The organism is Chryseobacterium soli (genome assembly GCF_000737705.1).
Taxonomy (GTDB): Bacteria; Bacteroidota; Bacteroidia; order Flavobacteriales; family Weeksellaceae; genus Chryseobacterium; species Chryseobacterium soli.
The window spans coordinates 317,727-343,711 of record NZ_JPRH01000001.1; the positions used below are offsets into that span (position 1 = coordinate 317,727).

The 25,985-nt window shown below is 37.6% G+C and carries 24 protein-coding genes; 12 read left to right on the top strand and 12 right to left on the bottom strand.

Going from position 1 to position 25,985, the window contains the following annotated elements; genetic code table 11:
- The first annotated feature begins 108 nt into the window (after nucleotides 1–108).
- Nucleotides 109–819, top strand: coding sequence for a C40 family peptidase (locus tag IW15_RS01420; RefSeq protein ID WP_034709797.1), 711 nt, complete (start codon nucleotides 109–111; stop codon nucleotides 817–819).
- A gap of 78 nt (nucleotides 820–897) precedes the next feature.
- On the opposite strand, the gene IW15_RS01425 is transcribed toward IW15_RS01420, so the two are convergent.
- From IW15_RS01425 to IW15_RS01450, 6 genes are all read right to left on the bottom strand, one after another.
- Nucleotides 898–1,482: a pentapeptide repeat-containing protein gene (locus IW15_RS01425; protein WP_228384293.1), complete on the bottom strand. Its 585-nt coding sequence runs from the start codon at nucleotides 1,480–1,482 to the stop codon at nucleotides 898–900.
- 113 nt (nucleotides 1,483–1,595) lie between these two features.
- Complete coding sequence (rodA, locus tag IW15_RS01430) at nucleotides 1,596–2,825, bottom strand: rod shape-determining protein RodA (protein ID WP_034708712.1); 1,230 nt, start codon at nucleotides 2,823–2,825, stop codon at nucleotides 1,596–1,598.
- Nucleotides 2,822–4,849, bottom strand: a complete 2,028-nt coding sequence (locus tag IW15_RS01435) for a peptidoglycan D,D-transpeptidase FtsI family protein (RefSeq protein ID WP_034708714.1) — start codon at nucleotides 4,847–4,849, stop codon at nucleotides 2,822–2,824. Before IW15_RS01435 ends, rodA begins: the two co-directional genes overlap by 4 nt.
- Nucleotides 4,850–4,856: 7 nt before the next feature.
- Entirely contained in the window at nucleotides 4,857–5,363 is a 507-nt protein-coding gene (locus IW15_RS01440; RefSeq protein ID WP_034708717.1) for a hypothetical protein, read from the bottom strand.
- Nucleotides 5,356–6,210, bottom strand: a complete 855-nt coding sequence (gene mreC / locus IW15_RS01445) for a rod shape-determining protein MreC (RefSeq protein ID WP_034708720.1) — start codon at nucleotides 6,208–6,210, stop codon at nucleotides 5,356–5,358. The genes IW15_RS01440 and mreC overlap by 8 nt, the downstream gene beginning before the upstream one ends.
- A gap of 28 nt (nucleotides 6,211–6,238) precedes the next feature.
- Nucleotides 6,239–7,264, bottom strand: coding sequence for a rod shape-determining protein (locus IW15_RS01450; RefSeq protein ID WP_034708722.1), 1,026 nt, complete (start codon nucleotides 7,262–7,264; stop codon nucleotides 6,239–6,241).
- A gap of 241 nt (nucleotides 7,265–7,505) precedes the next feature.
- Here IW15_RS01450 and hemA point away from each other — a divergent pair, with 241 nt between their 5' ends.
- The 6 genes from hemA (at nucleotide 7,506) to hemE (ending at nucleotide 12,738) form a co-directional block, all read left to right on the top strand.
- On the top strand, nucleotides 7,506–8,780 hold the full coding sequence (gene hemA / locus IW15_RS01455; RefSeq protein WP_034708723.1) for a glutamyl-tRNA reductase: 1,275 nt from the start codon (nucleotides 7,506–7,508) through the stop codon (nucleotides 8,778–8,780).
- Nucleotides 8,767–9,675, top strand: a complete 909-nt coding sequence (gene hemC / locus IW15_RS01460) for a hydroxymethylbilane synthase (RefSeq protein ID WP_034708726.1) — start codon at nucleotides 8,767–8,769, stop codon at nucleotides 9,673–9,675. Before hemA ends, hemC begins: the two co-directional genes overlap by 14 nt.
- A 46-nt stretch (nucleotides 9,676–9,721) precedes the next feature.
- Complete coding sequence (locus tag IW15_RS01465; protein ID WP_034708728.1) at nucleotides 9,722–10,303, top strand: DUF1287 domain-containing protein; 582 nt, start codon at nucleotides 9,722–9,724, stop codon at nucleotides 10,301–10,303.
- Nucleotides 10,304–10,312: 9 nt separating this feature from the next.
- The gene (locus IW15_RS01470; protein WP_034708730.1) at nucleotides 10,313–10,969 is read left to right on the top strand and encodes a peptidoglycan recognition protein family protein; all 657 of its coding nucleotides are present in this window, start codon (nucleotides 10,313–10,315) and stop codon (nucleotides 10,967–10,969) included.
- Nucleotides 10,969–11,640, top strand: a complete 672-nt coding sequence (locus IW15_RS01475; RefSeq protein WP_034708732.1) for a uroporphyrinogen-III synthase — start codon at nucleotides 10,969–10,971, stop codon at nucleotides 11,638–11,640. The genes IW15_RS01470 and IW15_RS01475 overlap by 1 nt, the downstream gene beginning before the upstream one ends.
- A gap of 66 nt (nucleotides 11,641–11,706) precedes the next feature.
- Entirely contained in the window at nucleotides 11,707–12,738 is a 1,032-nt protein-coding gene (hemE, locus tag IW15_RS01480; RefSeq protein ID WP_034708735.1) for a uroporphyrinogen decarboxylase, read from the top strand.
- A 63-nt stretch (nucleotides 12,739–12,801) separates the two neighbouring features.
- Here hemE and IW15_RS01485 read toward each other — a convergent pair whose 3' ends face one another.
- A complete protein-coding gene (locus IW15_RS01485; protein ID WP_034708737.1) occupies nucleotides 12,802–13,434 on the bottom strand; it encodes a nitroreductase family protein in 633 nt (210 codons plus the stop codon).
- Between the two features lie 221 nt (nucleotides 13,435–13,655).
- On the opposite strand from IW15_RS01485, the gene IW15_RS01490 reads away from it, so the two are divergent.
- A complete protein-coding gene (locus tag IW15_RS01490) occupies nucleotides 13,656–13,781 on the top strand; it encodes a hypothetical protein (RefSeq protein WP_034708739.1) in 126 nt (41 codons plus the stop codon).
- A gap of 36 nt (nucleotides 13,782–13,817) precedes the next feature.
- On the opposite strand, the gene IW15_RS01495 is transcribed toward IW15_RS01490, so the two are convergent.
- From IW15_RS01495 to IW15_RS01515, 5 genes are all read right to left on the bottom strand, one after another.
- Nucleotides 13,818–15,038 carry an aminotransferase class V-fold PLP-dependent enzyme gene (locus IW15_RS01495; protein ID WP_034708741.1) on the bottom strand — a complete coding sequence of 407 codons (1,221 nt, stop codon included), beginning with the start codon at nucleotides 15,036–15,038 and terminating at the stop codon, nucleotides 13,818–13,820.
- Nucleotides 15,039–15,257: 219 nt separating this feature from the next.
- The gene (locus tag IW15_RS01500; RefSeq protein ID WP_034708744.1) at nucleotides 15,258–15,899 is read right to left on the bottom strand and encodes a 50S ribosomal protein L25/general stress protein Ctc; all 642 of its coding nucleotides are present in this window, start codon (nucleotides 15,897–15,899) and stop codon (nucleotides 15,258–15,260) included.
- 55 nt (nucleotides 15,900–15,954) lie between these two features.
- Nucleotides 15,955–16,893, bottom strand: coding sequence for a ribose-phosphate pyrophosphokinase (locus tag IW15_RS01505; RefSeq protein WP_034708746.1), 939 nt, complete (start codon nucleotides 16,891–16,893; stop codon nucleotides 15,955–15,957).
- A gap of 84 nt (nucleotides 16,894–16,977) precedes the next feature.
- The gene (locus IW15_RS01510; RefSeq protein WP_034708748.1) at nucleotides 16,978–18,537 is read right to left on the bottom strand and encodes an SGNH/GDSL hydrolase family protein; all 1,560 of its coding nucleotides are present in this window, start codon (nucleotides 18,535–18,537) and stop codon (nucleotides 16,978–16,980) included.
- A gap of 10 nt (nucleotides 18,538–18,547) precedes the next feature.
- Nucleotides 18,548–19,786, bottom strand: coding sequence for an OmpP1/FadL family transporter (locus tag IW15_RS01515; RefSeq protein ID WP_034708749.1), 1,239 nt, complete (start codon nucleotides 19,784–19,786; stop codon nucleotides 18,548–18,550).
- Between the two features lie 277 nt (nucleotides 19,787–20,063).
- Between IW15_RS01515 and IW15_RS01520 the strand changes: the two genes are divergently transcribed.
- From IW15_RS01520 to IW15_RS01535, 4 genes are all read left to right on the top strand, one after another.
- Nucleotides 20,064–21,449, top strand: a complete 1,386-nt coding sequence (locus IW15_RS01520; RefSeq protein ID WP_034708750.1) for a PSP1 domain-containing protein — start codon at nucleotides 20,064–20,066, stop codon at nucleotides 21,447–21,449.
- The gene (locus IW15_RS01525) at nucleotides 21,442–21,906 is read left to right on the top strand and encodes a gliding motility lipoprotein GldH (RefSeq protein WP_034709799.1); all 465 of its coding nucleotides are present in this window, start codon (nucleotides 21,442–21,444) and stop codon (nucleotides 21,904–21,906) included. The genes IW15_RS01520 and IW15_RS01525 overlap by 8 nt, the downstream gene beginning before the upstream one ends.
- 6 nt (nucleotides 21,907–21,912) lie before the next feature.
- Nucleotides 21,913–24,291, top strand: a complete 2,379-nt coding sequence (locus IW15_RS01530) for a transglycosylase domain-containing protein (RefSeq protein ID WP_034708751.1) — start codon at nucleotides 21,913–21,915, stop codon at nucleotides 24,289–24,291.
- Nucleotides 24,292–24,366: 75 nt separating this feature from the next.
- Nucleotides 24,367–25,908 carry a protein adenylyltransferase SelO gene (locus IW15_RS01535; protein WP_034708753.1) on the top strand — a complete coding sequence of 514 codons (1,542 nt, stop codon included), beginning with the start codon at nucleotides 24,367–24,369 and terminating at the stop codon, nucleotides 25,906–25,908.
- Nucleotides 25,909–25,985 lie beyond the last annotated feature (77 nt).

The following is a 25,985-nucleotide window of genomic DNA, read 5'->3' on the forward strand; positions in this document are numbered from 1 at the left end:
ATAAGAACCTGACAATAATCATATCAGGGCTCTTTTATTTGGAATCTCTACTTTTGTATTGCTTTTGAAAAATAAATGTTCCTTTTTAACACGGATAATCAAATATATATGAAGAAAAGAGTTTTGTTTTATTTAGTTGCTTTAGTCTCTACTGTCTCAATGCAATCTTGCGCTACGAACTATGTAGCATCACAACCAGCAACTTATGCTAAAGAATACAAAACAGATGCCAAACTAGCCTCTCTTGATACTAAGAGAATGGAATTGGATAAGCAAAGACTTATTGATTCTTTTCTTGAAGAAAAGGCAGCATCTATTGCTAACGCAAAAAAATCCATTAAGAATACTGAGATTGCCAAAGCGATCAAACATAATAAAACCATCGATAATATCTTAACAGAAGCTGAAACATACCTGGGAACTCCTTACCGATACGGGGGAATGACAAGAAACGGTATTGATTGTTCAGCTTTCGTTCTTTCTGTATTCGGAGCTGCAGCAGGTCTTAGCTTACCTAGAGTAGCTGCTTCTCAATCTCAGGAAGGAGAAAAGATCGAGAAAGAAAACCTTCAGAAAGGAGATTTGATTTTCTTTTCTCACGGAAGAAGAATTTCTCACGTTGGTATCGTAGAAAGCGTAACTGAAGATGGCGAGATTAAATTTATTCACGCCGCTACTTCGAAAGGAGTAATGATTTCTTCACTTAACGATTCTTATTGGGGGCCGAAGTTCAGATTTGCAAAAAGAGTGATTAACGAAAACGGAGACACTTATAACAATCTTGCTTCTTCAACTCCATCAGCAGCGACAAGTTTTTAATTTTAAATAATTGATTTAAATAATGAAGCCATCAAATTTTGATGGCTTTTTTATTTTTGTCCTGAATCCTGTCTAAAACTAGCTGTTTCTCTCGATCTGAATATCCAGCTTATCCAGAAGACCATGTACTTCAGAAAGTGAAAATTTAGCCTTCTTAAGCCTGTTAATATTGGGATCTATGGAATAATGGAAAGAAGTTCTGAGATCGGCTTTCTCAAGATTGGTATTTTGGAATACAGCGCCTGTAAAATCACAGCTGCTGAATACTGAACCGGAAAGATCACATTGCTCAAAATCTACTTCCGTGAGCTTCGTGTTTTTAAACAGAGTCTTTTTAATTACGGTTTTATAAAATATGGAATTATTGAGTAAACAACTTTCAAATTTAAAGGAAAGGCCAAACTCATTACAGTCGCTGAACTGAAGCCCAAACATTTTACATTCTTTAAAAATCACATCCCGGAAAGCAGTATTGACTAATTTTGCCATACTCAGATTGCAGCCTGTAAAATCACAGTCTGTAAACTTAAATCCGGACAGATCTGCATACTCAAAACTGCAGTTTCTGAAAGTGCAGTTTTCATACTCTCCCCGGTCTAATGGAAATTGAACACCATCTGTATTTTCAAAATTTTGATCTGAAACATAAGCTTCCTTCATCATATTTTTATGATTTTAATTTTTGAATGAAATTAAATGAATTTAATAAAGAATATTTCCCAGCTTACTGACGAGACATTATTGCATTAAACTGCATATGACAAGGTTTTCCAGTTTTAAACCAGACTGTTCTTATCAGAATAATTCAGCTTAAAGAAAATAAAAGTCATCATAGAAAAGGCAAGCAGTGAGCTTCCTCCATAACTGAAATAAGGCAGCGGAATACCAACAGTAGGAAAAAGGCCCATAACCATCCCTAAATTGATCGTAAAGTGCATGAGCAGGATCGAGGCAAAACAATACCCAAATACCCGGTTAAAGGTAGATTTCTGCTTTTCTGCGAGATAATAGATCCGGCCGATATAAACCATATAACAAAAAACAAGGATCGCGCTTCCTAAGAAGCCCCATTCTTCCCCTACCGTACAAAAAATATAGTCGGTTTCCTGTTCCGGAACAAATTTCCCCTGGGTAACAGATCCTTCACGATATCCTTTGCCTAAAAGACCACCGGAACCAATAGCAGTTTTTGAATATAATAAGTTGTATCCTGATGTATCTCTAAATGCTTTTTCTCCTTTAAAAAGTACCTCAATCCTCTCTCTCTGGTGTTTTGGAAGTTTCTCCAAAATATAGGGAGAACCAAAAGCTAAGCCGCACAACAACAGAATTGATCCGGAAATACTGGCAATAGAAATAACATCCCAGGACATTCTATGATAATTCAAGGCTATTAAAACACCTGCGATCACAACAATCACAATAACAACATATAAAGGAGGAACTGCAAGCGAAACTAAAAATACAGCCGCAAAAACAAATCCTATCCCAAATAAAAAGCCGTTCAGCCCTTCTCTATACAGCGCAATAAAGAATGCAAGAAATACCAATAGTGATCCTACATCGGGAATCGCCAGTACGACAACACCCGGAATTCCGATAATGGCTAATATGGTTAATAAAGATTTTCTGTTTTTAAGATTAAAATCCGGCCCGGAAACATAGTTGGCAACCATCAGCGCTGTCCCGATTTTTGCAAATTCTACCGGCTGCATCGTAAAGCTTCCGAACTTATACCAGTTTTTCTGTCCCAGGATCTCCTTACCAAAAGGAAAAAGCCCGATAAGTAATAAGACTCCGCCAATATAAATAATACCAGACATGTTTTCGAAAAACTTGCTTCTTCCAACAAAAATCACAAGTCCCACCACCAGGGAAATACAGAAAAACACAAGCTGCTTTTCTCCTAATTTCTGGTCAACACTATAAATGTTTGCAATGGCAAAAATGCAAAGCAGGAAATATAAGCCAAGACCTAATTTATCTATTCCTTCTGTCCATTTCATTGCTTACTGGTTTTAGTGCCTTTAGTATTTTTAGTTTCCTCGTCTATTTTTGTCTGAAGCTTTGCTTTCTGAAGTTTGATAAAGTTCAAACTGTCCTGTATTTTCTTACGCTTGATGGAATCCGGTTTGGGATCCACATACAATCCTTTACGCTTTAAATCTGCAACCCACTGTCTTTTGTATTCAGGCATAAAGCTGGCGGAGGTCATTTTTTTGTAAAGGTTTTCTCTCTTCAAATCACCCGTAATATATTTCTCTGCAATCACGGTACAAGCCGGACCTGCCCATGTTGCTCCGAATCCTGCATGCTCCATCACAGCAACCACCACAATCTTTGGCTTATCAGCTGGTGCAATTAAAACAAAAATTGAATTATCTTTTCCCTGTGGAACCTGAGCAGTACCTGTTTTCGCAAGCTGGGTAAAGTCATTTGATTTAAGACTCCTTGCTGTTCCATTCAATATTACAGCCTCCATACCTTTAAGTACGGGTTCAAAATGCTTGGAATCCACCAATGTTTGATGTTTCTTTTTAAATCTAGGATCGGGGTTAGGTTTTCCGTCAATAGATTTTACAATATGAGGAGTGTAATACCAGCCTTTGTTGGCAATTGCAGCAACATAATTAGCAAGCTGCAATGGGGTAATCATGATATCTCCTTGTCCCATTCCATTGAAGACGGCACCAGTAGCTAAAGGATCCCAGTTTTTCTTTTCTTTTCCTCCATTGATCTTCTTCATTCTTTTTTCATAGAATTCTCCACTTGGAATTCTTCCTTTTACTCCTGATGCAAGATCATTATTCAGAAACTCTCCAACTCCAAAACTGTTCATGATGGCTTTCCATTCGTCCACCCCTTTGGAAGGATTATCTGGATATTTATTAAGAATCGCCAGATAGGCATATGAAAAATAGCAGTTACTCGAAACCTGTATGGATGGAATTAAAGGCACAGCTCCTCCATGCCCCTTAATTCTTAAGCCTCTATAATTAAATCCACCACCACATGGAAAGACGGTGTTTTCAGTCATAACTCCCATCTGCATGGCAGATAAAGCCGTTAATAATTTAAACGTTGAGCCCGGAGGATATGCTGCCTGAACAGATCTGTCAAAAGCTGGCTGATTATCGTATAGCGTATCTTTCGATAAAGCGTATAAGTTCTTTGATTTATTAGGTCCCGTAAATACATTTGGATCAATATCCGGTCCTGAAGCAAGTGTCAGAATATCTCCATTATTAGGATCAATGGCTACAATAGCCCCGTGCTTATTAACAAGCATTTCCTCAGCCATTCTCTGAAGATCATAATCAATCGTTAACGTAATATCTTTACCGGTAACTACGTCCTTATCCAATGCTCCATTTTTATATGAGCCAATGTTTCGGAGTCTGATATCCTTTTGAATATATTTCATTCCCTTTACCCCACGCAGCTCTTTTTCATAGGACTTTTCAACTCCTTTTTTACCGATAAAGTCTCCGGGAAGATAGTAGGTAGAATCTCTTTTTATTTCTCCATCATTTACTTCACTCGTATATCCCAGAAGATTTCCGGAAGTAGAGACTTCGTATTGGCGCTGAGGTCTCTGTACAATACTGAATGCCGGATATTTAAATATAATTTCCTGAACCCTGGCAATATCTTCCCTGCTGAGATCTTTAAGGAAAGTCATCGGAGTAAGCTTAGAATAGTACTTTTCTTTTTTGATGATGTTGATCCTGTTGATGAAGTCCGTTTTGGTAAGTCTCATTAAGCTACAGAAAGCCAGTGTATCAAAATCAGGTTTCATCAGAGCCTGAGTAAATGAAACTTCATATGCAGGCTGATTTCCCACCATGATCTTTCCATTTCGGTCAAAAATAACCCCTCGTTGTGGAATGACGTATTCAATTTTAATTGAAGTATTAGCCGCATTCAAGGCGTACCGGTCTGTAAACAGCTGTAAATAAGAAAGCCTCGCTACAAAAATGAGGGCGATGACAACTAGAACGGAAAAGATTTTTAAATAACGTGTGTTCAAAGTGTTTTCAAACTTTTTGTTTGATTTTAAATATTAATGCATAAATAACGATAAATATAAAGGAAATTATACTTGTTACCAATACATTAAGTAATATTTCAAAAAATCTGCTGAACTTAAAGAACTCGATATACTGTACTAAAAGCTGGTGCAGAAAGATGCTCGAAAACAAAAACAGTAAAAACTGCGCCCATTGAAGGGACTGGAAAGAGAAGAAATCCGTAGAGGTATCCGTAGATGTCCTGAAAATCAAGGTTCTGAAATAAGCAATCAGTGTCGTCGCAAATGCGTTGATTCCCCATGAAAAGAGAAATGCATCCACCGACAGCCCGATTAAAAAACTTAAAGCTAAAAATTGATATTTATTTCTAAAGAAAGGATAGAACATGACAAATACAGGATAGAGTACCGGAGTATATTTCCCGAAAATGGTAATCCTGTTCAATACAAAAATTTGTAATGCAACCAGGAAAATCATAATCAATATATCGGTAAATAAAGTCCTGCTAATCATTTTCTTTTTTTATTACAGCCTGTAAAGTATCCTGAATTTTCTGTACTTCGGCTTTTTTAAGGTTTTTCACCACATATACCTTGCTTAAGGCTCCCATCTTCTCACTTAGTTCAACAGAAATATCCCAGAACCCTGTTTTATTATCAACGGAGTATCCTGCGACTGTACCAATCATTACCCCTTTCGGAAAAATGGCTGATTTGCCGTCTGTAACTACACTGTCACCAATTTTTAAGGCAACATATTTTGGAATATCAGCTAAATGCATCACTCTGGAATTATCACCATTCCAGGTTAATGTTCCAAAGTAGCCTGATTTTTTCAGAGCGGCATTAATTCTGATTTTATTAACGCTTAAAACAGACTGAACTAAGGCATAGCTGTCTGTAGAATTGATAACGATCCCGGCAATACCTTTAGGAGCCATTACACCCATTTGAGGTAAAACACCGTCTCTTTTTCCACGATTGATCGTAAAGTAGTTATTTCTTCGGTTGATACTGTTAAAAACAATTTCACCGTCCACAAATGTATAGATCTGTCCGCCTCCCAACGTATCATGAACTTTTCTGAATACCGGATTTTTAGCCCCTTCTTTTCCATAAAGTTCCAGCATCAAAGCTTTATTCTGAGCAACCAGATCTTCATTGGTCTGTTTCAGCTTCAGATAAGAAACCCCTTCATCAATATATCCTGAAATCCAGGAATTCAATGCAGCTGACTGACCGGCTACCCATGACTTCTGCATGGCGTTTTTGGAGAATATCAAAACCAGAGCAATAATTTGCAAGAAAATAAAGAAGACAAAAAGAGCGTTCTTCGAAAATAATCTCAGCAAGAATCCCATTCAGATATAAAGTCGTAAAAAGTTAAAATTATTTGATTAAGAAATTGAATTTATCCATATTCTTAAGTGCGATTCCTGTTCCGCGAACTACAGCTCTTAACGGATCTTCTGCTACAAAAACAGGAAGTCCTGTTTTCTTATGCAGTCTGTCTGCCAAACCTCTCAGTAGCGCGCCACCACCTGCAAGATAGATTCCTGTCTTGTAGATATCAGCGGCCAATTCCGGAGGAGTCAGAGAAAGAGTTTCCATTACGGCATCTTCAATTCTAATAATTGATTTGTCTAATGCACGGGCAATCTCTTTATATCCAACCATAATTTCTTTTGGCTTCCCTGTGATAAGGTCTCTACCTTGTACCGGGATATCTTCAATATCAACATCCAGGTCTTCAACAGCGGAACCCACTTCAATTTTGATTCTTTCAGCAGTTCTTTCACCAATGTAAAGGTTATGGTGCGTTCTAAGGAAATAAGCGATATCGTTTGTAAATACATCACCTGCAATTTTCACAGATTTGTCACATACAATACCTCCTAAAGCTACCACAGCAATTTCTGTAGTTCCTCCTCCTATGTCGATGATCATATTACCTTCCGGTTTCTGTACATCGATCCCAACTCCTATTGCAGCAGCCATTGGCTCATAAATCAGCCTTACTTCTTTTGCGTTTACCTTCTGAGCCGAATCTCTTACCGCTCTTTTTTCCACTTCCGTAATTCCGGAAGGGATACAGATCACGATTCTCAAAGCCGGCTGAATGAATCTTCCTTTTATTCCAGGAATTTTCTTGATAAATTCTTTGATCATGTGCTCAGAAGCGTGAAAATCTGCAATCACCCCATCTTTCAAAGGACGGATGGTCTTGATATCTTCGTGAGTTTTACCCTGCATATGTTTTGCCTGTTCACCAACAGCAATAGGTCTTCCCGTAGAACGTTCAATTGCTACAATTGACGGCTGATCTATAACAATTTTATTATTATGGATGATTAGGGTATTGGCTGTTCCCAGGTCTATCGCAATTTCTTGCGTAAACATATCGAATAAACTCATATTTTTCTTCTGATTTTAAGTTTACAAAGATATAAATTAAACCCCACTAAAGAAATTTCATTAGCATATAATTTGGTTAAAATTTTATTAAAATTCAAAAATATTTACTAAGTTTTGGTTTAATTATTTACAGACTCCACTTAAACCAGTTTTCAAGACCATTCTTATAGTTTTTCACGATAATTATCATATACATTATCTGAAAATGTTTAATTAAAAAAAACGTAAATTTGCCCCGCTTATGTTACAGTATTCCCCCATACATCAAACGTCAAATTTTGCCGTACTTTCTATAAGCTATGAAAAAGCAGATGGAGAAACACGAGGGAAATTTGCGTTTTTTGATGAAAATATTAAAAATTTTGTCACCCAAATTCATGACGAGAATCTAGGGGATGCTTTTGTGGTTTCTACCTGCAACAGGACGGAGATCTATACGACTTCGCCCAATTATCTTCTGGTAGCCGAAGAATACTGCAAAACAATCGGGGTAAACATCACTGATTTTCTACAGTTTGCCAATATCCTTACCAAAGAGGAAGCCCTTACCCATTTATTCAGAGTAGCCGCCGGCCTTGAAAGCCAGATCATCGGAGATTTTGAAATTATCGGGCAGATCAAAAAAGCATACAGCCGTTTTAAAAAAGAAAGGAAAAATTCCAATCCATATCTGGAGAGAGCTATTAATTCTGCAATACAGATTTCGAAAAGAATTAAAAATGAAACAGGAATTTCCAATGGTGCTGCATCCGTATCTTATGCAGCGGTTCATTATATTTTAAATAATCAGAAAAGAATAACCGAGAAAAACATTCTTCTTTTGGGGGTTGGAGAAATCGGACAGAATACCGTTGAAAATCTGGTAAAACATGTGTACCAGCCTAAAATAAAAATCGCCAACAGAACCCAGGAAAAAGCAGAGAAGATTTCTCAGAAATATAATATTCCTCATGTTGACTATTCTGATTTTGATGAGGAGCTGAAAAAAACAGATATTCTTATTGTAGCAACGGGTGCAAAACAGCCTATTATCAATATAAGTCATTTTCCGAATGGCAAAGAAACCCTGGTGATCGACCTTTCTATTCCGCACAACGTAGAAAAAGATGTTACTGACAATGAAAATGTAACTCTCATTGATGTGGATGAACTGTCTAAACAGATCCAGCAAACTATTCAGCAGAGAGAAAAGGAAATCCCAAAGGCAGAAAAGATCATCAAGGAAATGACGAAAGATTTTCTTGAATGGGAGAAAAAGAGAAAGCTGGCTCCCAATATCCATCATTTCAAAGCTTCTTTAAAAAATATGGAGCGCAACGAAATGCATAACTTCTACCGAAAAAACAAGTACATCAATATCAACGACATGGAGCTTTCTGAAAAAATGATTCAGAAAATCACCAGCCGTTTTGCAAAATATATCATCGATAATCCTTTGAAAGCCGAAGAAATTAGTAAATTAATGCACGAAATATTAGTTGAACAACCAAACAACGAATTCAATGAAAAGCATTAGAATCGGAACAAGAAATTCCGCACTTGCACTTTGGCAGGCAAGAGAGGTTGCCAGGCACCTTCAAAACAGCAATTATATTACAGAGATCGTTCCTATCGTTTCTTCAGGCGATAAAAATCTCAATCAACCCCTTTATTCTTTAGGAATTACAGGTGTCTTCACAAGAGACCTTGATACTGCCCTACTGAATGATGAAATTGATATTGCAGTACATTCTCTGAAAGATGTTCCTACCAAGCTCCCAGAAAATATTGAGCTGATCGCTTATCTGGAAAGAGATCATCCACAGGATGTCCTGCTCCGTAAAGGAGCAGCCAAAACTAAAGAATTCCATGAACTGAAACTTGCAACAAGCAGTTTAAGAAGACGCGCTTTCTGGTTAAAATATTATCCGGAAGCTGTTTTTTCAGACATCCGAGGAAATATCCAGACACGCCTTCAGAAACTGGAAGATCAGGATTTTGATGCCACTATTTTATCGTTGGCGGGAATCAAAAGAATGAAGATGGATACTGAATATGAGATGATGCCTTTTATGATTCCAGCTCCTTCCCAGGGCGTTGTTGCGGTTGCAGGCCATTCTGACAAAAAGGAAATCAATGAAATTTTACGCACCATCAATCATAAACAGACACAAATCTGTGTAGAGATCGAAAGAAACTTCCTGAGCACACTGGAAGGCGGATGTACCGCCCCTATCGGAGCTTTTGCAGAGATCATCGAAAACCAGATCCGTTTTAAAGCAGCCCTTTGCTCTTTGGATGGTAAAAACTGTATTTCTACCGACGAAAACTTTGAGTACAACGAAACTGAGAACTTTGGTGAAAAGTTCGCCAGGGTCGTTCTTGAAAACGGAGGAAAAGAGCTGATGGCTGAAATTAAAGGTTCATTGTAAGAACTTTTAGGCATATTTGTACCTTATTACATTCAAGTACAAAATAATGAAAAAGTCCCTGTTTTTATTAGTATTCGGATTCTGTGTGTTTACTGCAAATGCACAGAATACATTTGCATTTCGGGTATCGGATGCTGCTCTGGGGATTATAGACAAAACAATTGTGTATGATCCTGTGTATTTTATACTTCCCTATCCTAATGGAGATGTTCCTGCAAATAAAGGAGTCTGTACAGATGTTATTATCAGAGCGTATAGAAAAGTAGGCATTGATCTGCAAAAAGAAGTCCATGAGGATATGGAGAAAAATTTCTCAAAATATCCTAAAACATGGGGCTTAAAAAAGCCGGACACTAATATTGACCATCGGAGGGTTCCCAATCTCGCCGTCTTTTTTTCTACATTTGGAAAAAAAAAGTCCATAGAAGCTAATCCTGTATTATATGTTCCGGGAGATATTGTCACCTGGATTTTACCTGGAAACTTAACTCATATTGGAATTGTTGTCAATAAAAAATCAGCAGACGGAAAGAGATTTTTAATCGTACACAATATAGGAGCCGGACAAGTGCTGGAAGATGTTCTCTTTAAATATACGGTTACAGGGCATTATCAATACCCCAAATAAGCTATTTTTATGAAACACTTTATGTATGCTTTATTGGTATTGATGACATGCTGTATAAAAGCTCAGACCAACGAATTTAAAATAATCAGTAAGCCTATTGATTATTCTCCTGAAAGGGTACGCTTAAGTATAGAGTACCTTAAGGATCATTATAATATTATACAGAATTCAGCTGTTATTTCGCCTAAAATGATCGTGCTGCATTACACTGCCGGCGGAACGGTTGAAACGAATTATAAATATTTCAATAAAACCCATCTGGAATCTGCCAGAAATATTCTAAAAAAACAAAGTGTTTTAAATGTTTCATCCCAATTTATTGTAGACCGGGACGGCACCATCTACCAGCTGATGGAGCCCAATCAATTTGCAAGACACACCATCGGACTCAATTACTGTGCGATTGGCATTGAAAATATAGGAAGTAAAAATCAGCCGCTTACTGAAAAGCAATCTGCATCAAATGCTCAATTAATTAGATATTTAACCAAAAAATACAATATTGAATATCTTATTGGACATTCAGAATATAGTATATTTAGAGGATCTAAACTTTGGAAAGAGACTGACCCGAACTATTTTACCGTTAAAGATGATCCGGGAAAAGATTTTATGAGAAAAGTAAGACTGTTAGTTGCCGATTTACATTTAAAAGAAAAGCCATAATGAAAATTCTATTTACCAAAACCATAGACGCCCATTTATTATCCAAAGAATTAGGATCGGATATTTCGGCTGACTGTATTGAGGTAATTAGAACAGAACCTATACAAATAGATGCTTTTGATTTGAAAAGCCATTCCCTTATTTTTACCAGTGTCAATGGCGTAAGCGCATTTTTTAAAAATCAGTTTAAGCCCAACGAAGATTTTACTGCAAAAAATTATAATAAAATCTACTGTGTCGGGGAGAAAACAAAACGTGAACTGAGAAAATACGGTTTCGGAACATTTAAGGTACTGAAAAATGCCGAAACATTGTCACGGTTTATTATAGGAAACTGCCAGCACGAGCAGTTTTTACACTTCTGCGGCAATCTGGCCCTCGATGTATTGGATAAGGACCTTCCTTTGCAGAATATCCGGTACAAAAAAATCACCATTTACAAGACTGAAGAAATTCAACCTTCACTACCTGAAAAATATCATGCTGCAGTTTTTTTTAGTCCAAGCGGAGTTCGTAGTTTTGCAAAACTCAACTCTTTAGAAGGAATGAAGATTTTTTCCATTGGAGAAACGACCTCAAATGAACTGAGGAAGTACACCACAGGAAATATTTTCACATCGGAAGAAAATACACTGACTTCTATTTTTGGGCTGATAAGAAAAGAACTTTGAGCAGCTGCAAAGCTGGCTGTTAAAAATAATGAGTGCCGGGAACGGCCGTATTAGTTTAAATAAATTATGATTAAAAACGACTTATATTTAAAAGCACTCCGCGGAGAAACGGTAGAAAGGCCACCGGTATGGATGATGAGACAGGCTGGAAGATACCTGCCGGAATTCATTGCACTTCGGGATAAATATGACTTCTTTACAAGATGTCAGACTCCTGAATTGGCATCTGAAATTACTGTACAGCCCATCCGCAGATTTCCTTTGGATGCCGCGATCCTGTTTTCTGATATTTTAGTAGTTCCGCAGGCAATGGGAATTGATTTTAAAATGAAGGAAAATGTGGGCCCATGGCTGGATAACCCGATCAGAACAATGGAACAGGTTCAGAATGTTGTCGTTCCTGATGTGAATGATACTTTAGGATACGTTTTTGATGCTATTGAGCTTACATTAATTAAATTGGATAACGAAATTCCTTTAATTGGTTTTGCCGGATCTCCATGGACAATTCTCTGCTACTGTATAGAAGGAAAGGGAAGTAAAGCTTTTGATATTGCCAAATCATTCTGTTTCCAACAGCCGGAAGCCGCTCATTTGTTACTTCAAAAAATTACAGATACTACGATTGCCTATCTGAAGAGAAAGGTAGAGAAAGGGGTATCTGCAGTTCAGGTTTTTGACTCATGGGGAGGAATGTTATCTCCTCAGGATTATCAGGAATTCTCTTGGCAATACATCAATCAGATTGTGGAAGCATTAAGCCCGCTTACTCATGTGGTGGTATTTGGAAAAGGATGCTGGTTTGCGCTGGAAGATATGACGATGTCTAAAGTTTCCGCTTTAGGAGTGGACTGGACTATTACTCCGGAACTTGCAAGAACATTAACGAATCATACGATGACGCTTCAGGGAAATTTTGACCCTGCAAGGCTTCATTCAACTCCGGAAACGATCAAGAAGATGGTAACCGAAATGATCAACCGTTTTGGAAAAGACAGATACATTGCCAATCTTGGTCATGGAATTTTACCTAATATCCCGGTAGAAAATGCAGAAGCTTTTATTAGAGCTGTTGTGGATTGGAAACCGACTATTTAATCTCAACTAAGTTGTACCATATAAAATCCCGTTCATCTCTGAACGGGATTTGTCTTTAATATATTAGTTAATTTCTGTAATGAAATTTTCTTTAGACTTTCTTACTTTAGTGAGGTTCACTAGCCAATCGGATTCAGAATTCCTGTACCCTAACGGTAAAAGCAATACACTTTTCAAGCCTTTTTCTTTTAAATTTAAAATTTTATCTACTTCTTCAGGGGAAAAACCTTCCATTGGTGTCGAATCTACTCCTTCAAACGCAGCTGCAATAATTGCCGCACTAAAAGAAATGTATGCCTGTTTTGCCGCATGGATGAAATTCTCTTCAGCAGATCTCTGAGGGTAGGTAGCTAATAACATTTGTCTGTAATTCTCCCAGCCTTCATTTTTAAAACCTCTGATTTCATTGGTAAGATCAAACATACTGTTGATTCTGTCTTCCGTATAATTATCCCAGGCAGCAAAAACCAAAAGATGGGAACAGTCTGCAATTTGCGGCTGATTCCATGCATGAGGCTTAATTTGCTCTTTTACGTCCTGATTGGTGATCACAATGATCTCAAAAGGCTGAAGTCCGCTGGATGTAGGCGCCAGTCTTGCGGCTTCCAATATTTTGTCCACTTTTTCCTGTGGTACTTTTTGACCGTTCATTGCTTTCGTTGCAAATCTCCAGTTCAATTTTTCTATTAATTCCATAAATTAATTAAATTTAGACCAGGCAAAATTACTCCAAGAACCAGGATGATCGAATATAAAATTTCCTATCTCACAGATTGGTAAAGTCTATTATTTACAGATATTCTACTCCTATTTCGTCATTAAAATCAATAAATCCCCAAAAATTTGGAGGATCTATTAATTATCCGGTGATATTTTAATTATCTTTATGTTACCATTAACATTTTAAATCCTTGAATATGAAAAAATTAGACAAAGAAAAAATGAAGAACATCGTAGCCGGCGGAGAAATCTGTCTTGAATGCGCTATTGGATATGTTCAAGTGATTATTGAAGGAAGATGCTACTGCATTCCTCAGGATTAACTTAAGAAAGCAGTTAATAAACTGCTTTCTGTATTCTTATCCCAACATTTGCTGAGCTTTCTTCACTCCTTCTACAAGCTTGTCAATTTCTTCAAAAGTATTATAAACCGCAAAACTTGCCCGTACCGTACCTGCAATATTAAAGAAATCCATAATCGGCTGTGTACAATGATGGCCTGTTCTTACAGCAATCCCCATTTTATCGAGGATCATTCCAACATCCGAGGAAATACCCGTTCCCTCCAGATTAAAAGATACTACCCCTGTCCTGTTCGCTTTCTCGCCATAGATCTTGATGTTTTCAATTTCCAGAAGCTGTCTTTGAGCATATTCCAATAATGCGTTTTCATGTTTTTGAATAGCATCCTGACCTACTTTTCCAATAAAATCTATAGCTGCTCCCAGAGCAATATTTCCGCCTACATTAGGTGTTCCGGCTTCATATTTAAAAGGTAATCCAGCATAGGTTGTTCCATCAAATGAACAGGTAGCAATCATTTCTCCTCCCCCATGAAACGGAGGTAAAGCCTCTAAGATCTCCTGTTTTCCATATAAAATGCCCGTTCCCATCGGAGCGTACATTTTATGTCCGGAAAACACAAAGAAATCGCAATCCAGCTTTTGCACATCAATCGTAAAATGCGGAGCAGACTGTGCACCGTCAATGACGATATAGGCATCAGAATTTTTTCTTGTTTTGGCAATAATTTCTTCAATAGGGTTTACAATACCTAAAGCATTGGAAACCTGATTTACAGAAACTATTTTTGTTTTTTCGCTTAAAAACTGATCCAGGAAATCCAGTTGAAGGATTCCGTTTTCATCAATTGGAATCACTCTAAGCTTGGCTCCTGTTCTGTCACAAAGCATCTGCCACGGAACAATATTGGAATGGTGCTCCAGGTAAGAGATGATAATTTCATCATCTTTTTTAAGCTTCTGGGTCAAAATATAAGCGATGAGGTTCAATCCTTCTGTGGTTCCTTTTGTAAAAATAACTTCAAAGTCATGCTTTGCATTAATGAACCGTTGAACCTTCCTTCTTGAAAGCTCCATTTCTTCGGTTGCCAACTGGCTAAGCGTATGAATACCACGGTGTACGTTGGCATTGATCTCTGTATAATATTGATTCCAAACTTGTAAAACCGAATTCGGTTTTTGAGAGGTTGCTGCATTATCCAGGTAAACCAATGGTTTCCCGTTCACCTGCTGGTCTAATATAGAAAACTGACTTCTTATTTGTTGGATGTCAAACATTTATTAAATTTTTAAATTAAAAAGCTCTTATTTAGAACACTTCAAATTTACGTCTTTTTTTCGAAAGGATGAATTTGCTTGAATACGGATACTGATCAGTTGATAGAAATATTCAATACAAGAGATTGAAGGTTTTAGATTTTGGAATTTATTTTTTTACCCATAAAAAAACCTGCCAAAAAATTGACAGGTTTAATAGTATTGTTGAGTAAGCAATTCTTATTCAGCTGCTGTTTCTTCTGCAGGAGCAGCTCCTTCAGCTTCAACTGTTTCTTCTTCATCATCATCGTCATCTGCTACTGCTCCTCCTTTCATTGCATTTCTAGACATCTTAACAGCTACAACAACTGCATTGTCCGGGTGTACGAATGAAAAGCCTTCAGCTTTGATGCCTCCAACATAAAGTTTGTTACCGATTTTAAGCGGAGTAACATCTACAACGATCTCATCAGGTAAATTAGCAGGGATTGCTCTTACTTTTAACTTTCTGAAAGACTGACGTAAAACACCACCAGCTACAACACCTTTAGAACGACCCGTAAGTCTTACAGGAACCTCCATAACAACTGGCTTATCAGCAGATAACTGATAGAAGTCAGCATGAAGAATTTTGTCCGTAATTGGGTGAAACTGAATATCTTGAAGAACAGCCGCGATTGTCTGACCGTCAATTTCAATAGATACCGTGTGTGCTTCAGGAGTATATACCAAACCTTTAAAAGCTTTCTCTGCAGCAGAGAAGTTTAATGGTTCTGTACCTCCATAAACAACACAAGGGACTAATTCAGCATCACGTAAAGCTTTTGTCGACTTTTTGCCCACGCTTTCTCTTTTTGCACCTTGAATTGTAATAGATTTCATTTATAAAAATTTAAAAAATTGTTTTAATAAGTAATCGCCAGACTCTGATAATCAATTAAATAACAAACTTACTGCTAATTGATTGATGCTCATGAACCATCTTCATAACGTCCGCAAATAATGGGGCGCAAGATAGCACTTTTATTTTAGTTGACAAATTATTTTTCACAGGAATTGAGTCAGTTACAATTACTTCCAGCAATTTCGAGTTTTCAATATTATCATAAGCTTTACCAGAAAGTACACCATGAGTCGCCATCGCTCTTACTGATTTCGCTCCCTTGTCCATAAGGATATCCGCAGCTTTACAAAGCGTTCCTGCAGTATCGATCATATCATCAATAAGGATTACGTTTTTTCCTTCTACATCCCCGATAAGGAACATCTCTTCCACCACATTAGCTTTCTTTCTTTCTTTGTAAGCAATTACCACATCAGCACCAAGGTGACCTGCGTAGTTTTTTGCTCTTTTTGCTCCTCCCATGTCCGGTGAAGCAATCGTAAGACTGTCTAAGTTCAGCGCTCTAATATAGTCTACGAAAATACTGGATGCATACAAATGATCTACCGGAATTTCAAAGAATCCCTGGATTTGGTCTGCGTGCAGATCCATGGTCATGATTCTTGTTGCTCCAGCAGCAGTTAAAAGGTTTGCGACCAATTTTGCGCCGATTGGCGCTCTTGGTTTGTCTTTTCTGTCTTGTCTTGCAAGTCCAAAATACGGAAGTACAACAGTAATGCTTTTCGCAGAAGCTCTTTTTGCAGCATCAATCATAAGAAGAAGTTCTAAAAGATTGTCTGCTGGTGGGAACGTAGATCCAATTAGGAACACTCTACCTCCTCTTACAGATTCGTCTAAAACAGGTTCAAATTCCCCGTCGCTAAACTCCTGAAAGTTGATTTTCCCTAGTTCCTGCCCATAATGCTGGGCAATTTTTTCTGCCAAGTCCTTACTAGTCCTTGTTGAAAATAGATAACTTAACTGTTCGGCCATTTTTACTTTTTAAAGATTTGCAAATTTAAAAAAAAACCACAAGAAACGCTCTTGTGGTTTTTAACTTTTTATTTATCTGTCATATTAAGGGAACTTTACTCCCGAATAACCATTAGGATTTACCTGTGGTAGCGTAGATTTATATTTACCATTAATAGATTTAATAAATTCATTGGCAACGATAGCATATCCTCTACCTGTAAGGTGTACTCCATCCAGAGAGAATGCTCCTCCTGTAACAAATTTAGCGGTGTATTTTACCCCGTCAAATGAAATACCTGACTGACCATTTAAGTCAACCATTTTAGCATTGGCATCTACAAAGGCCAATCCATAAGTATCAGCAAGTGATCTTATAGAACCGTTATAAGCATCTATTGCTGTTTTTACATAAGCCGCTTCTGTTTTTGTTAAAACATGTTGGTTTTGTAACGGATAAGAAACCCCGTACACATTTACCGGTGCTGGTGCACCAGGTGCAGTAGTTCCAATCACAGAACTTGAAGTAAGAAGAATATAATCTTCCTTAGTAGACTGTCTTGCCTGTCCAAAGATCTGCCCAAAAGCTGTTGCTGTCGGTAATCCCAGAGATGGAGTTAACGCTGCAGTAAGCTGAGCTGATAAATCCGTAAGAGATACATCTTTAATTAAAACAGGGTTTGAAGTCGTAGAAGAAAGCAGATTAATTCTATCTCCTGCACCAAAAGCGGTAAGCGCCTGTTTTAAAGGACCATATAAACTCGCATTAAGAGTTGCTAAATTAGCTCCCAAAGTCGTAGGCGTCAAAGGATTGTAAGGAACTGTCGTAAAATAAGGAACTGAAGTAACATAAGGGATATTTGCAATAACTCCTTTTGTTGTTCCTACACTTTTAAGACCATCCAGAACTCCTTTAATAGAACCTGCCACTACATTCGGATCTGAAATATCATTTGATTTATATGTTGCAGGATTTGTGTTTCCTGTCTGAACCGTAGCCGTAGTATAGGTGGTAACTCCTCCTACCGTCTGAGAGTTGGTTCCTCCATTGGTAGCATATAATAAAACATCATTATTTCCAATCCAAAGAGAGAAGAAGGTTGGTTTCTGAGCCATAGCATCCGCTAAAACACTGGTGGTAGCAGAAGAAGCAAACCTCACAAAGTAAGGATTAGCAGTTCCCGTCAAAAGACCAGCCTGACTCCCATATCCTGGTGCTACCAAGTGATATGATTTCGCACCCGGTACTCCCATATTCTGATAAGGGGCACCAGCAGATACATTATCTAATGCAGCCGCAGGAGCACTTGGAACCGGAGATACGGATCCGTTAACCAATTGAAGTGTAAGTTTTCCGGAAAACCCAGGAAGATTGTTAAATCCTCCCACATCATTAGGCATTAAAGGCTGCTTAAAAGCTCCACCTCCTGCCAGACTCATTTGCATAGCAATCATGCTTGGGTAAGATTCATTTTGTCCGCTGCTATAAAGCGCTCCATCTCTATACCCTGAAGTCAGTGAGTTTCCTAAAGCAATATATTTAGAGAAATCTGCGTCTCCTTTCGTTACTGCGATATCTTTCACATCAGTATCAAAGTCGTTGTTACAACCTGTTGTTAAAAGAAGTGCGGAGACGGCAAATGTTGATATTATAATTTTTTTCATAGTCTTTCAATTAAAAGGGATTATAGGATAAACCTAGACCGAAATAGAACGCAGTGGCCTTAGCCTGTCCATAAAAACCAAGGTAATCATTCTCTACATCTCTGGATTGAGGCATCGCGTAACCGCCTGCAATATCAACCCCGAATTGTTTAAACTTGAACCCTACTCCTCCTGTTACTACATATGTATTAAATGAAGGTGTTTCAGCAATAAAATTTTTATTAGAATAAGGTGCTTCATCATAGTAAGCTCCCAAACGTCCAAAAATCATATCACTGAACGCATATTGTGTTCCTAATCTGAATGTTTTTGAGTTTCTAAAGTTTTTAGGAGCAACAAGAATAGTAGGATCTGCCTGGTTTCCAACAGGAGCTGTTGCAAAATCCAGCGTCAGCTTGCTGTATCTTTCCCAGCCATGATAATTGAAATCCGCAGAAACCAACCATTTCGGAGTCACTTTATATGTTAATCCAACCGTATATTCTTCTACTAACGGAAGTGTTGCTGTAAATTTGTCTTGACCTGTTGATGCATTTAATCCTAATAATGTGTAAATAGACTGTGATGGGAAACTGAATGTTGCGACCCCATTTTTAGCCTTCATATCTACAGGTGAACGGTAAGCAACGCTTACATCAAGCTTTGGATCCGGTCTGAAATAGAAACCAAAACCATAACCGCTACCAGTGGCCTTATTATCTTTAAGGTTAAGCTCTCCTCCAAACTGAGTAACTGCTTTATCCCAATTTACCTGTCCTCTGGCGTAGATATAACTTGCACCAAATGATATCCATGGTGCCAGCTTTACCGAAACCATCGGCTGAAAATAGAAACTTTTTAATTCCAGTTTCTGAACCATTTCTTTTCCCTCCCAATTGCTTGGATATTCAATGGTACTTCCAAAAGGTGTTGAAAAACTGAAACCAACTGATAAGTTCTCTATCGGCCTGTATGCAATTGCTGCATAAAGAGGCGTTCCAATAGGGTTATCCGTTGATGTACTCTGTAAAGTATTCAAGTTCTGAAAAGTAACTTTGTTACTTGCGCCGAATCCTCCTGCTACGACACTCAGTTTAGAAGGAATGAATGACATACCCGCTGGGTTAAAGAATGCCACACTTGCATCTTCGGCATGAGCACTAGTATGCGCCATTGCCAATTGTTTTACCCCCTGCAGAGAAACCCTGAAGCCACCTGCGTAAGATAGAACACCCGCCAATAAAGCAGTTGATACTAATATTTTTTTCATAGACTGTTATTATATAATCCAAATATAAAATTATTTTGAATACACCTGTTAATAAATCTTAATATTTTAAACAATATGCTAAAAGAAAATTATGTTTAAAATAGTACTTTAAGAATGTTTCATTATAAACAGTTAGTTTTTAGACGTTTAATAACCAATAAGATGCTTAACAGATTTATTGTTTAATGTTAAACATTGATGTTATTGAATATTTGAGTATTTTAGAATTGCATAAAGATAAAATTACATAAATTTGCAAGATTATAAATAATAAATTATGAGTTGTGGATGCAAAACATCCGGCGATTCTGCACATTCTTGCGGACCCAAGAAAACCGCGAATGGCTGTGAAAGTGTAAATACCTGTGGTAATAGTTATAAATTAAGTGTTTTTGACTGGCTTTCTGACATTAATAATCCCGCCCAGAATAGGTGTGATTTAGTGGAAGTTAGATTCAAAAATGATAGAAAGTCATTTTATAAAAATGTAAATAATATCCCTTTACATATAGGTAGTATAGTAACAGTAGAATCTAGCCCGGGACACGATGTAGGCGTAGTAAGCCTCACCGGAGAATTAGTAAAGATTCAGATGAAAAAGAAAAAATTTCCTGAAGAATCTATTCTAAAAATATACAGACAGGCCAATCAAAAAGATCTTGAAGTTTGGCAGGAAGCAAGAAAAAAAGAAGACAGTGTAAAGATAGAGGCAAGAAAAATTGCCCAGAGAATCGGCCTTGAAATGAAGGTTACTGATGTTGAATATCAAGGTGATGCCTCAAAAGTCACTTTTTATTACACGGCAGACAACCGTATCGACTTCAGACAGCTGATCAAAGATTATGCAGGGGCTTTCAGAACTAAAATCGACATGAAACAGATCGGTTTCAGACAGGAAGCTGCCAAAGTAGGCGGAATAGGATCTTGCGGAAGAGAACTGTGCTGTTCTACCTGGCTTACCGATTTCAGATCGGTAAACACCAATGTTGCAAGATATCAGCAGTTGAGTATCAATCCTCAAAAGCTGGCCGGACAATGTGGAAAGCTTAAATGCTGCCTTAATTATGAACTAGACAGTTATCTTGATACATTAAGTAATTTTCCTTCTTCTTCTACAACGTTAGACACCGAAAAAGGAAGAGCATTCTGTATCAAAATAGACGTTTTCAAAAGAAAAATGTGGTTCGCGTATATCGACAACTCTGTTGCATGGTATGATTTTGACATTGAACTGGTTAAAAAGCTAATCGCAAAAAACAAAAGAGGTGAAAAATCTCTTCCGCTGGAAGACTTGAAGCAGCCTGATACCCCGTTCCAAAGCATTGACCTTATTCAGGAGAATAATGTAGACCGTTTTGAAAAGAAAAACAGAGGAAACAGAAATCAAAACAGACCGAATAATGGGCAGGGTCAAGGCCAGGGGCAAAAGAGAAACAGAATCGAAAGACCTGAAAAATCTGAGCGTCCTGAAAGACCTGAAAAGGCAAATGGTAATGGAAATGCTAATTCCAATAACCAGCCAAAGCAGCCAAGACCACAGCAGCAGCCGAAACCTCAATTGGAAAAGGCAGAAACAGGTTCTGATGCTGAAAAAAAGCCTCAAAATCCGGCCAAGAAAAAATTCAAAAAGAAATACCCTCCAAAAAAAGATAATAATGCATAAAATTTTAGGATTTCTTACCCTTATCCTTTTCTTTAGCTGTAATTCTTCGAAAGGAGAAGATATCATCATGAATTCTGTTGATAACAAATGGAATAAGAAAAGTGAACAGAAATTTAATCTTGAAATTTCAGATCCGCAGAATCCTAAAAATATTATATTTGTTGTAAGAAATAACAATAATTACCCTTACAGCAATATAAGATTCATTGTGAATTTCACCAATCTCCAAAACAAGAAAAAAGAAACAGACACCTTGAATTATGTACTAGCAAAGCCAAACGGAGAATGGCTTGGTACAGGTTTTGGTGACACGAAAGAAGCTCTTTTTCAATACAGGCTGAAATATAAATTCCCGGAAAAAGGTAAATATCAAATCGGCTTGATTCAAGCGATGAGAAATGACAACCTTCCAGGGATTGAGGATATCGGAGTAAAAATAGAAACGGCTAAACCGTAACCATAAATGGAAGAAAACAAACAAAATGCAGGAAGCAAAGGAAAAACGTTCCCCCTTCCTCCCAAAAAGAAAAAAGATACCTCATGGAAAAAATGGGTTAGATTTATCTGGATTGGACTCATTGCGGTAGTTTTAGGGATTTCAGGGATTTTCTTTGCAGTCTCTCAAGGCTTTGTAGGAGAAATGCCTGATGTAAAAGAACTTGAAAACCCAGACATTTTTGTTGCTTCTGAGATTATTTCTTCAGACGGTAACATTTTGGGCAAATTTGAAAAGGAAAAAACACAGCCTATTTTTTATAAAGATCTTCCTCCTTACCTTATTTATGCATTACAGGCTAAAGAAGATGAGCGTTTTAAAGAGCATTCAGGAATTGACCTGCAGTCTGTAGCCAGAGCTGTTGCCTACGGAGGTGGACGAGGTGGAGGTTCTACCATTACCCAGCAGCTGGCTAAGCTTCTTTTCACAGGAAATGCATCACAAAATAAAGTGGAAAGAGCATTTCAGAAACTGAAAGAATGGGTAGTTGCAGTAAGTTTAGAGAAAAGATATACCAAAGAAGAAATCATCACACTTTATTTCAATAAATTTGATTTCCTTTTCAATGCAAACGGAATTGAAATGGCTTCTAAAATATATTTCAATAAAAAAACATCGGAACTTACTTTACCGGAAGCGGCTACATTTGTAGCAATGCTTGAGAACCCTAGAAAGAACAATCCGTACAGAAACCCTGATAAAGCAAAGGAAAGACGAAATGTTGTTTTAGACCAGATGCAGAAAACAGGATATATTGATCAGGCTACATATGAAAAGGCTATCAATACCCCTATCACTGTTGATTTCCATCCTATAAAAAATATAACTGACGGATATTCCGCATATTATAAGTTTTATTTAAGAAAAGAGATCGATAAATATCTTGATGGTTACGAAAAAGAAACTGGCAAGAAACTTAATCTTTATAAAGATGGTCTGAAAATATATGTTACGCTTGATTCTAAAATGCAGAAGTATGCAGAAGAATCAATTAAAGAGCACTTAACAGACCTTCAAAAAAGATTTGATGCCGAACAAAGAGGCAGAAAAAACAGACCTTTCTATTATCTGAATGATAAACAGATCAGCAGTGTGATGCTTCAGGCTATGAAAAGAACCGGGCGTTACAAACTGTTGAAAGCAGATGGCATGCCGGAAGATTCCATTATGATGGAATTTAAAAAGCCTATTAAAACATCAAGGTTTACTTGGGCCGGAGAGGAAGAAGTAGAAATGTCTCCATGGGATTCTATCAGATACCATAAGCAAATCGCACAGGCAGGCTTAATGTCAATGGTTCCCGGAAGTGGGGAAATCAAAGCCTGGGTAGGTGGTATAGACTGGCAGCATTTCCAATATGACCATATTAAACAAGGTAAAAGACAGGTAGGATCAACATTCAAACCTTTCGTATATGCTACAGCAATTATGAAATTAGGAATGACACCTTGTTCAGCGGTATCTAACGCAACCTATGATCATAACGGATGGCATGTTCCGGGAAGAGGAGGAATGCTTACCCTAAAAGATGGTTTAGCTCATTCTCAAAACCCGATTGCAGCAAGACTTATTGAAATGACCGGTGTGGATGCTGTAATTCAAACAGCAAGAGACCTAGGGGTTACAGAAGAAATTCCTAGAAACAATACCATTGCACTAGGTTCATCAGATATTACCATTTATGAAATGCTTGGGGCTTACAGTACTTTTGCCAATTACGGAAACTACAACAAACCGGAAATGGTATGGAGAATTGAAGATGCCAACGGTAGAGTAATCAAAGAAGTAAATGTAGAACCGAAAGAAGTAATGAACCCGCTGTATGCATACACCATGATTGAATTAATGAAAGGTGTAGCACAATACGGAACCGCTTCAGGAGAATTGGGAAGAAGAGGTATTTCAAAAGCGGTAGAGATTGCTGCAAAAACTGGTACCACACAGAACAACTCTGACGGTTGGTTTATGGGAATTACACCTAAACTAGCTACAGGAGCATGGGTAGGCTGGGAAGACAGAGCAACCCACTTCTTTGGAACTGGTGAGGGACAGGGTGCGAAAATGGCATTACCAATCTGGGCAATCTTCATGAAGAAAGTCTGGGCTGATAAAACATTAGGAATTAGCCCTGATGACAAATTCACCAAACCTTCAGACTGGAAAGACGGATGTTCAGGCCTTAAAGGCTTAAGTGGCGGATATGGAGATGATGGAGGCCTTCAGACGATTGATGAGATTAAAAATCCAAGACCTTCAGAACCTAACCCTAAAAAAAGTACTGAAAAGAAAGAAGAAAATATCAATGAAAACCTTCATTCAGCAGATGAGGTAGATTTCAATAAATAAATTCTCTTTTAGATATATACAAGACCTTTCATTAATTTGGAAGGTCTTTTCTTTTATAATTAATACCTTTGAAGAATGAATATTGAAAAGATCAGACAGCCTTTTATCAAGATATTTCCAGGAGATTTTTCAGGTAATACCATGCAGAGAAACACTCCGAAAGTATTATTCGCCACCATTAGCCCGGTGGGTTTTATAGGTCAGCAACTAATTGCTTTTAACAAACCTCTTTCGGAAGAAATAGGATTGGGAAAATTTGAGGAAAAAGACCTTGACTTCCTCGTGGGCAATCATCTTCCTGAAAACATCCAGACCTATGCAACAGCCTACGCAGGACATCAGTTTGGGAACTGGGCCGGACAGCTGGGAGACGGAAGAGCTATTGTAGCAGGAGAGATCATCAATCATTCAGGAAAAAGAAATGAAATCCAATGGAAGGGTGCCGGAGCAACACCTTATTCCCGGCATGCTGACGGAAGAGCTGTATTAAGATCATCCGTTCGCGAATACCTAATGAGCGAAGCTATGTTTCATCTGGGAGTTCCGACTACAAGAGCATTAAGCCTGGCATTTACCGGTGAAAATATTGTCCGCGACATCATGTACAATGGAAATCCTCAGGAAGAAAAGGGAGCCGTGGTGGTAAGGACTGCGGAAAGCTTCCTTCGGTTCGGTCATTTTGAATTATTATCTGCGCAAAGAGAATACGAAACCCTCCAAAAACTTGCCGATTTTACCATTGAAAACTATTTTCCTGAGATTATTTCAGAAGGAATTGAGAAGTATAAGGATTTTTTTAAAAATATCTGTACACGAACAGCTGATCTGATGGTGGAATGGTTCAGAATAGGATTCGTACACGGAGTGATGAATACCGATAATATGTCTATTCTCGGTTTAACAATAGATTATGGACCTTACTCAATGATGGATGAATATGAACTGAATTTTACTCCAAACACAACCGATCTCCCCGGAAGAAGATACGCATTCGGAAATCAGGGACAGATTGCCCAGTGGAACCTCTGGCAACTCGCCAATGCGCTCCACCCATTAATTAAGGATGAGAAATTTTTAGAGGACACATTAAACCAGTATGGTACTTATTTCTGGAATGCTCATGACACCATGCTCTGCAAAAAGTTTGGATTTAATAATCTACAGGACAATGATGAAGATTTCTTCACTAACTGGCAAGCCTTAATGCAGGAACTTCATTTCGATTATACTCTATTTTTTAATCAGCTAGAAAAATTAGAAGCAGAAAGCAACCTAAAATCTCTTTTTGAAAATACCTCCTACTCCATTTTAGATGAAGAAAAAATGAGAAAATTAGAGGACTTCGTCAAAAAATATACAGCCAGACTTCATCTAAATACCATATCAAAAGAAGACTCATTAGCATTAATAAGATCTGCAAATCCAAAATTTACCCTGAGAAACTATCTTCTTTATGAATGTATCGAAGAAATTACTCTTGGAAAAACTGAAATGTTCGATAAACTGACAAAAGCATTAGAAAATCCTTATGAAGAATTCTATCCTGAATTTTCTGTAAAAAGGCCTCGAACATACGATGACACCACGGGCTGCTCTATGCTTTCATGCAGTTCATAATGAGAAATAATTAATAATTTCAAGTTAATAGTGAATATTTTTCATGATTTTTATATTTTTTGACTATTTTTAAGAAA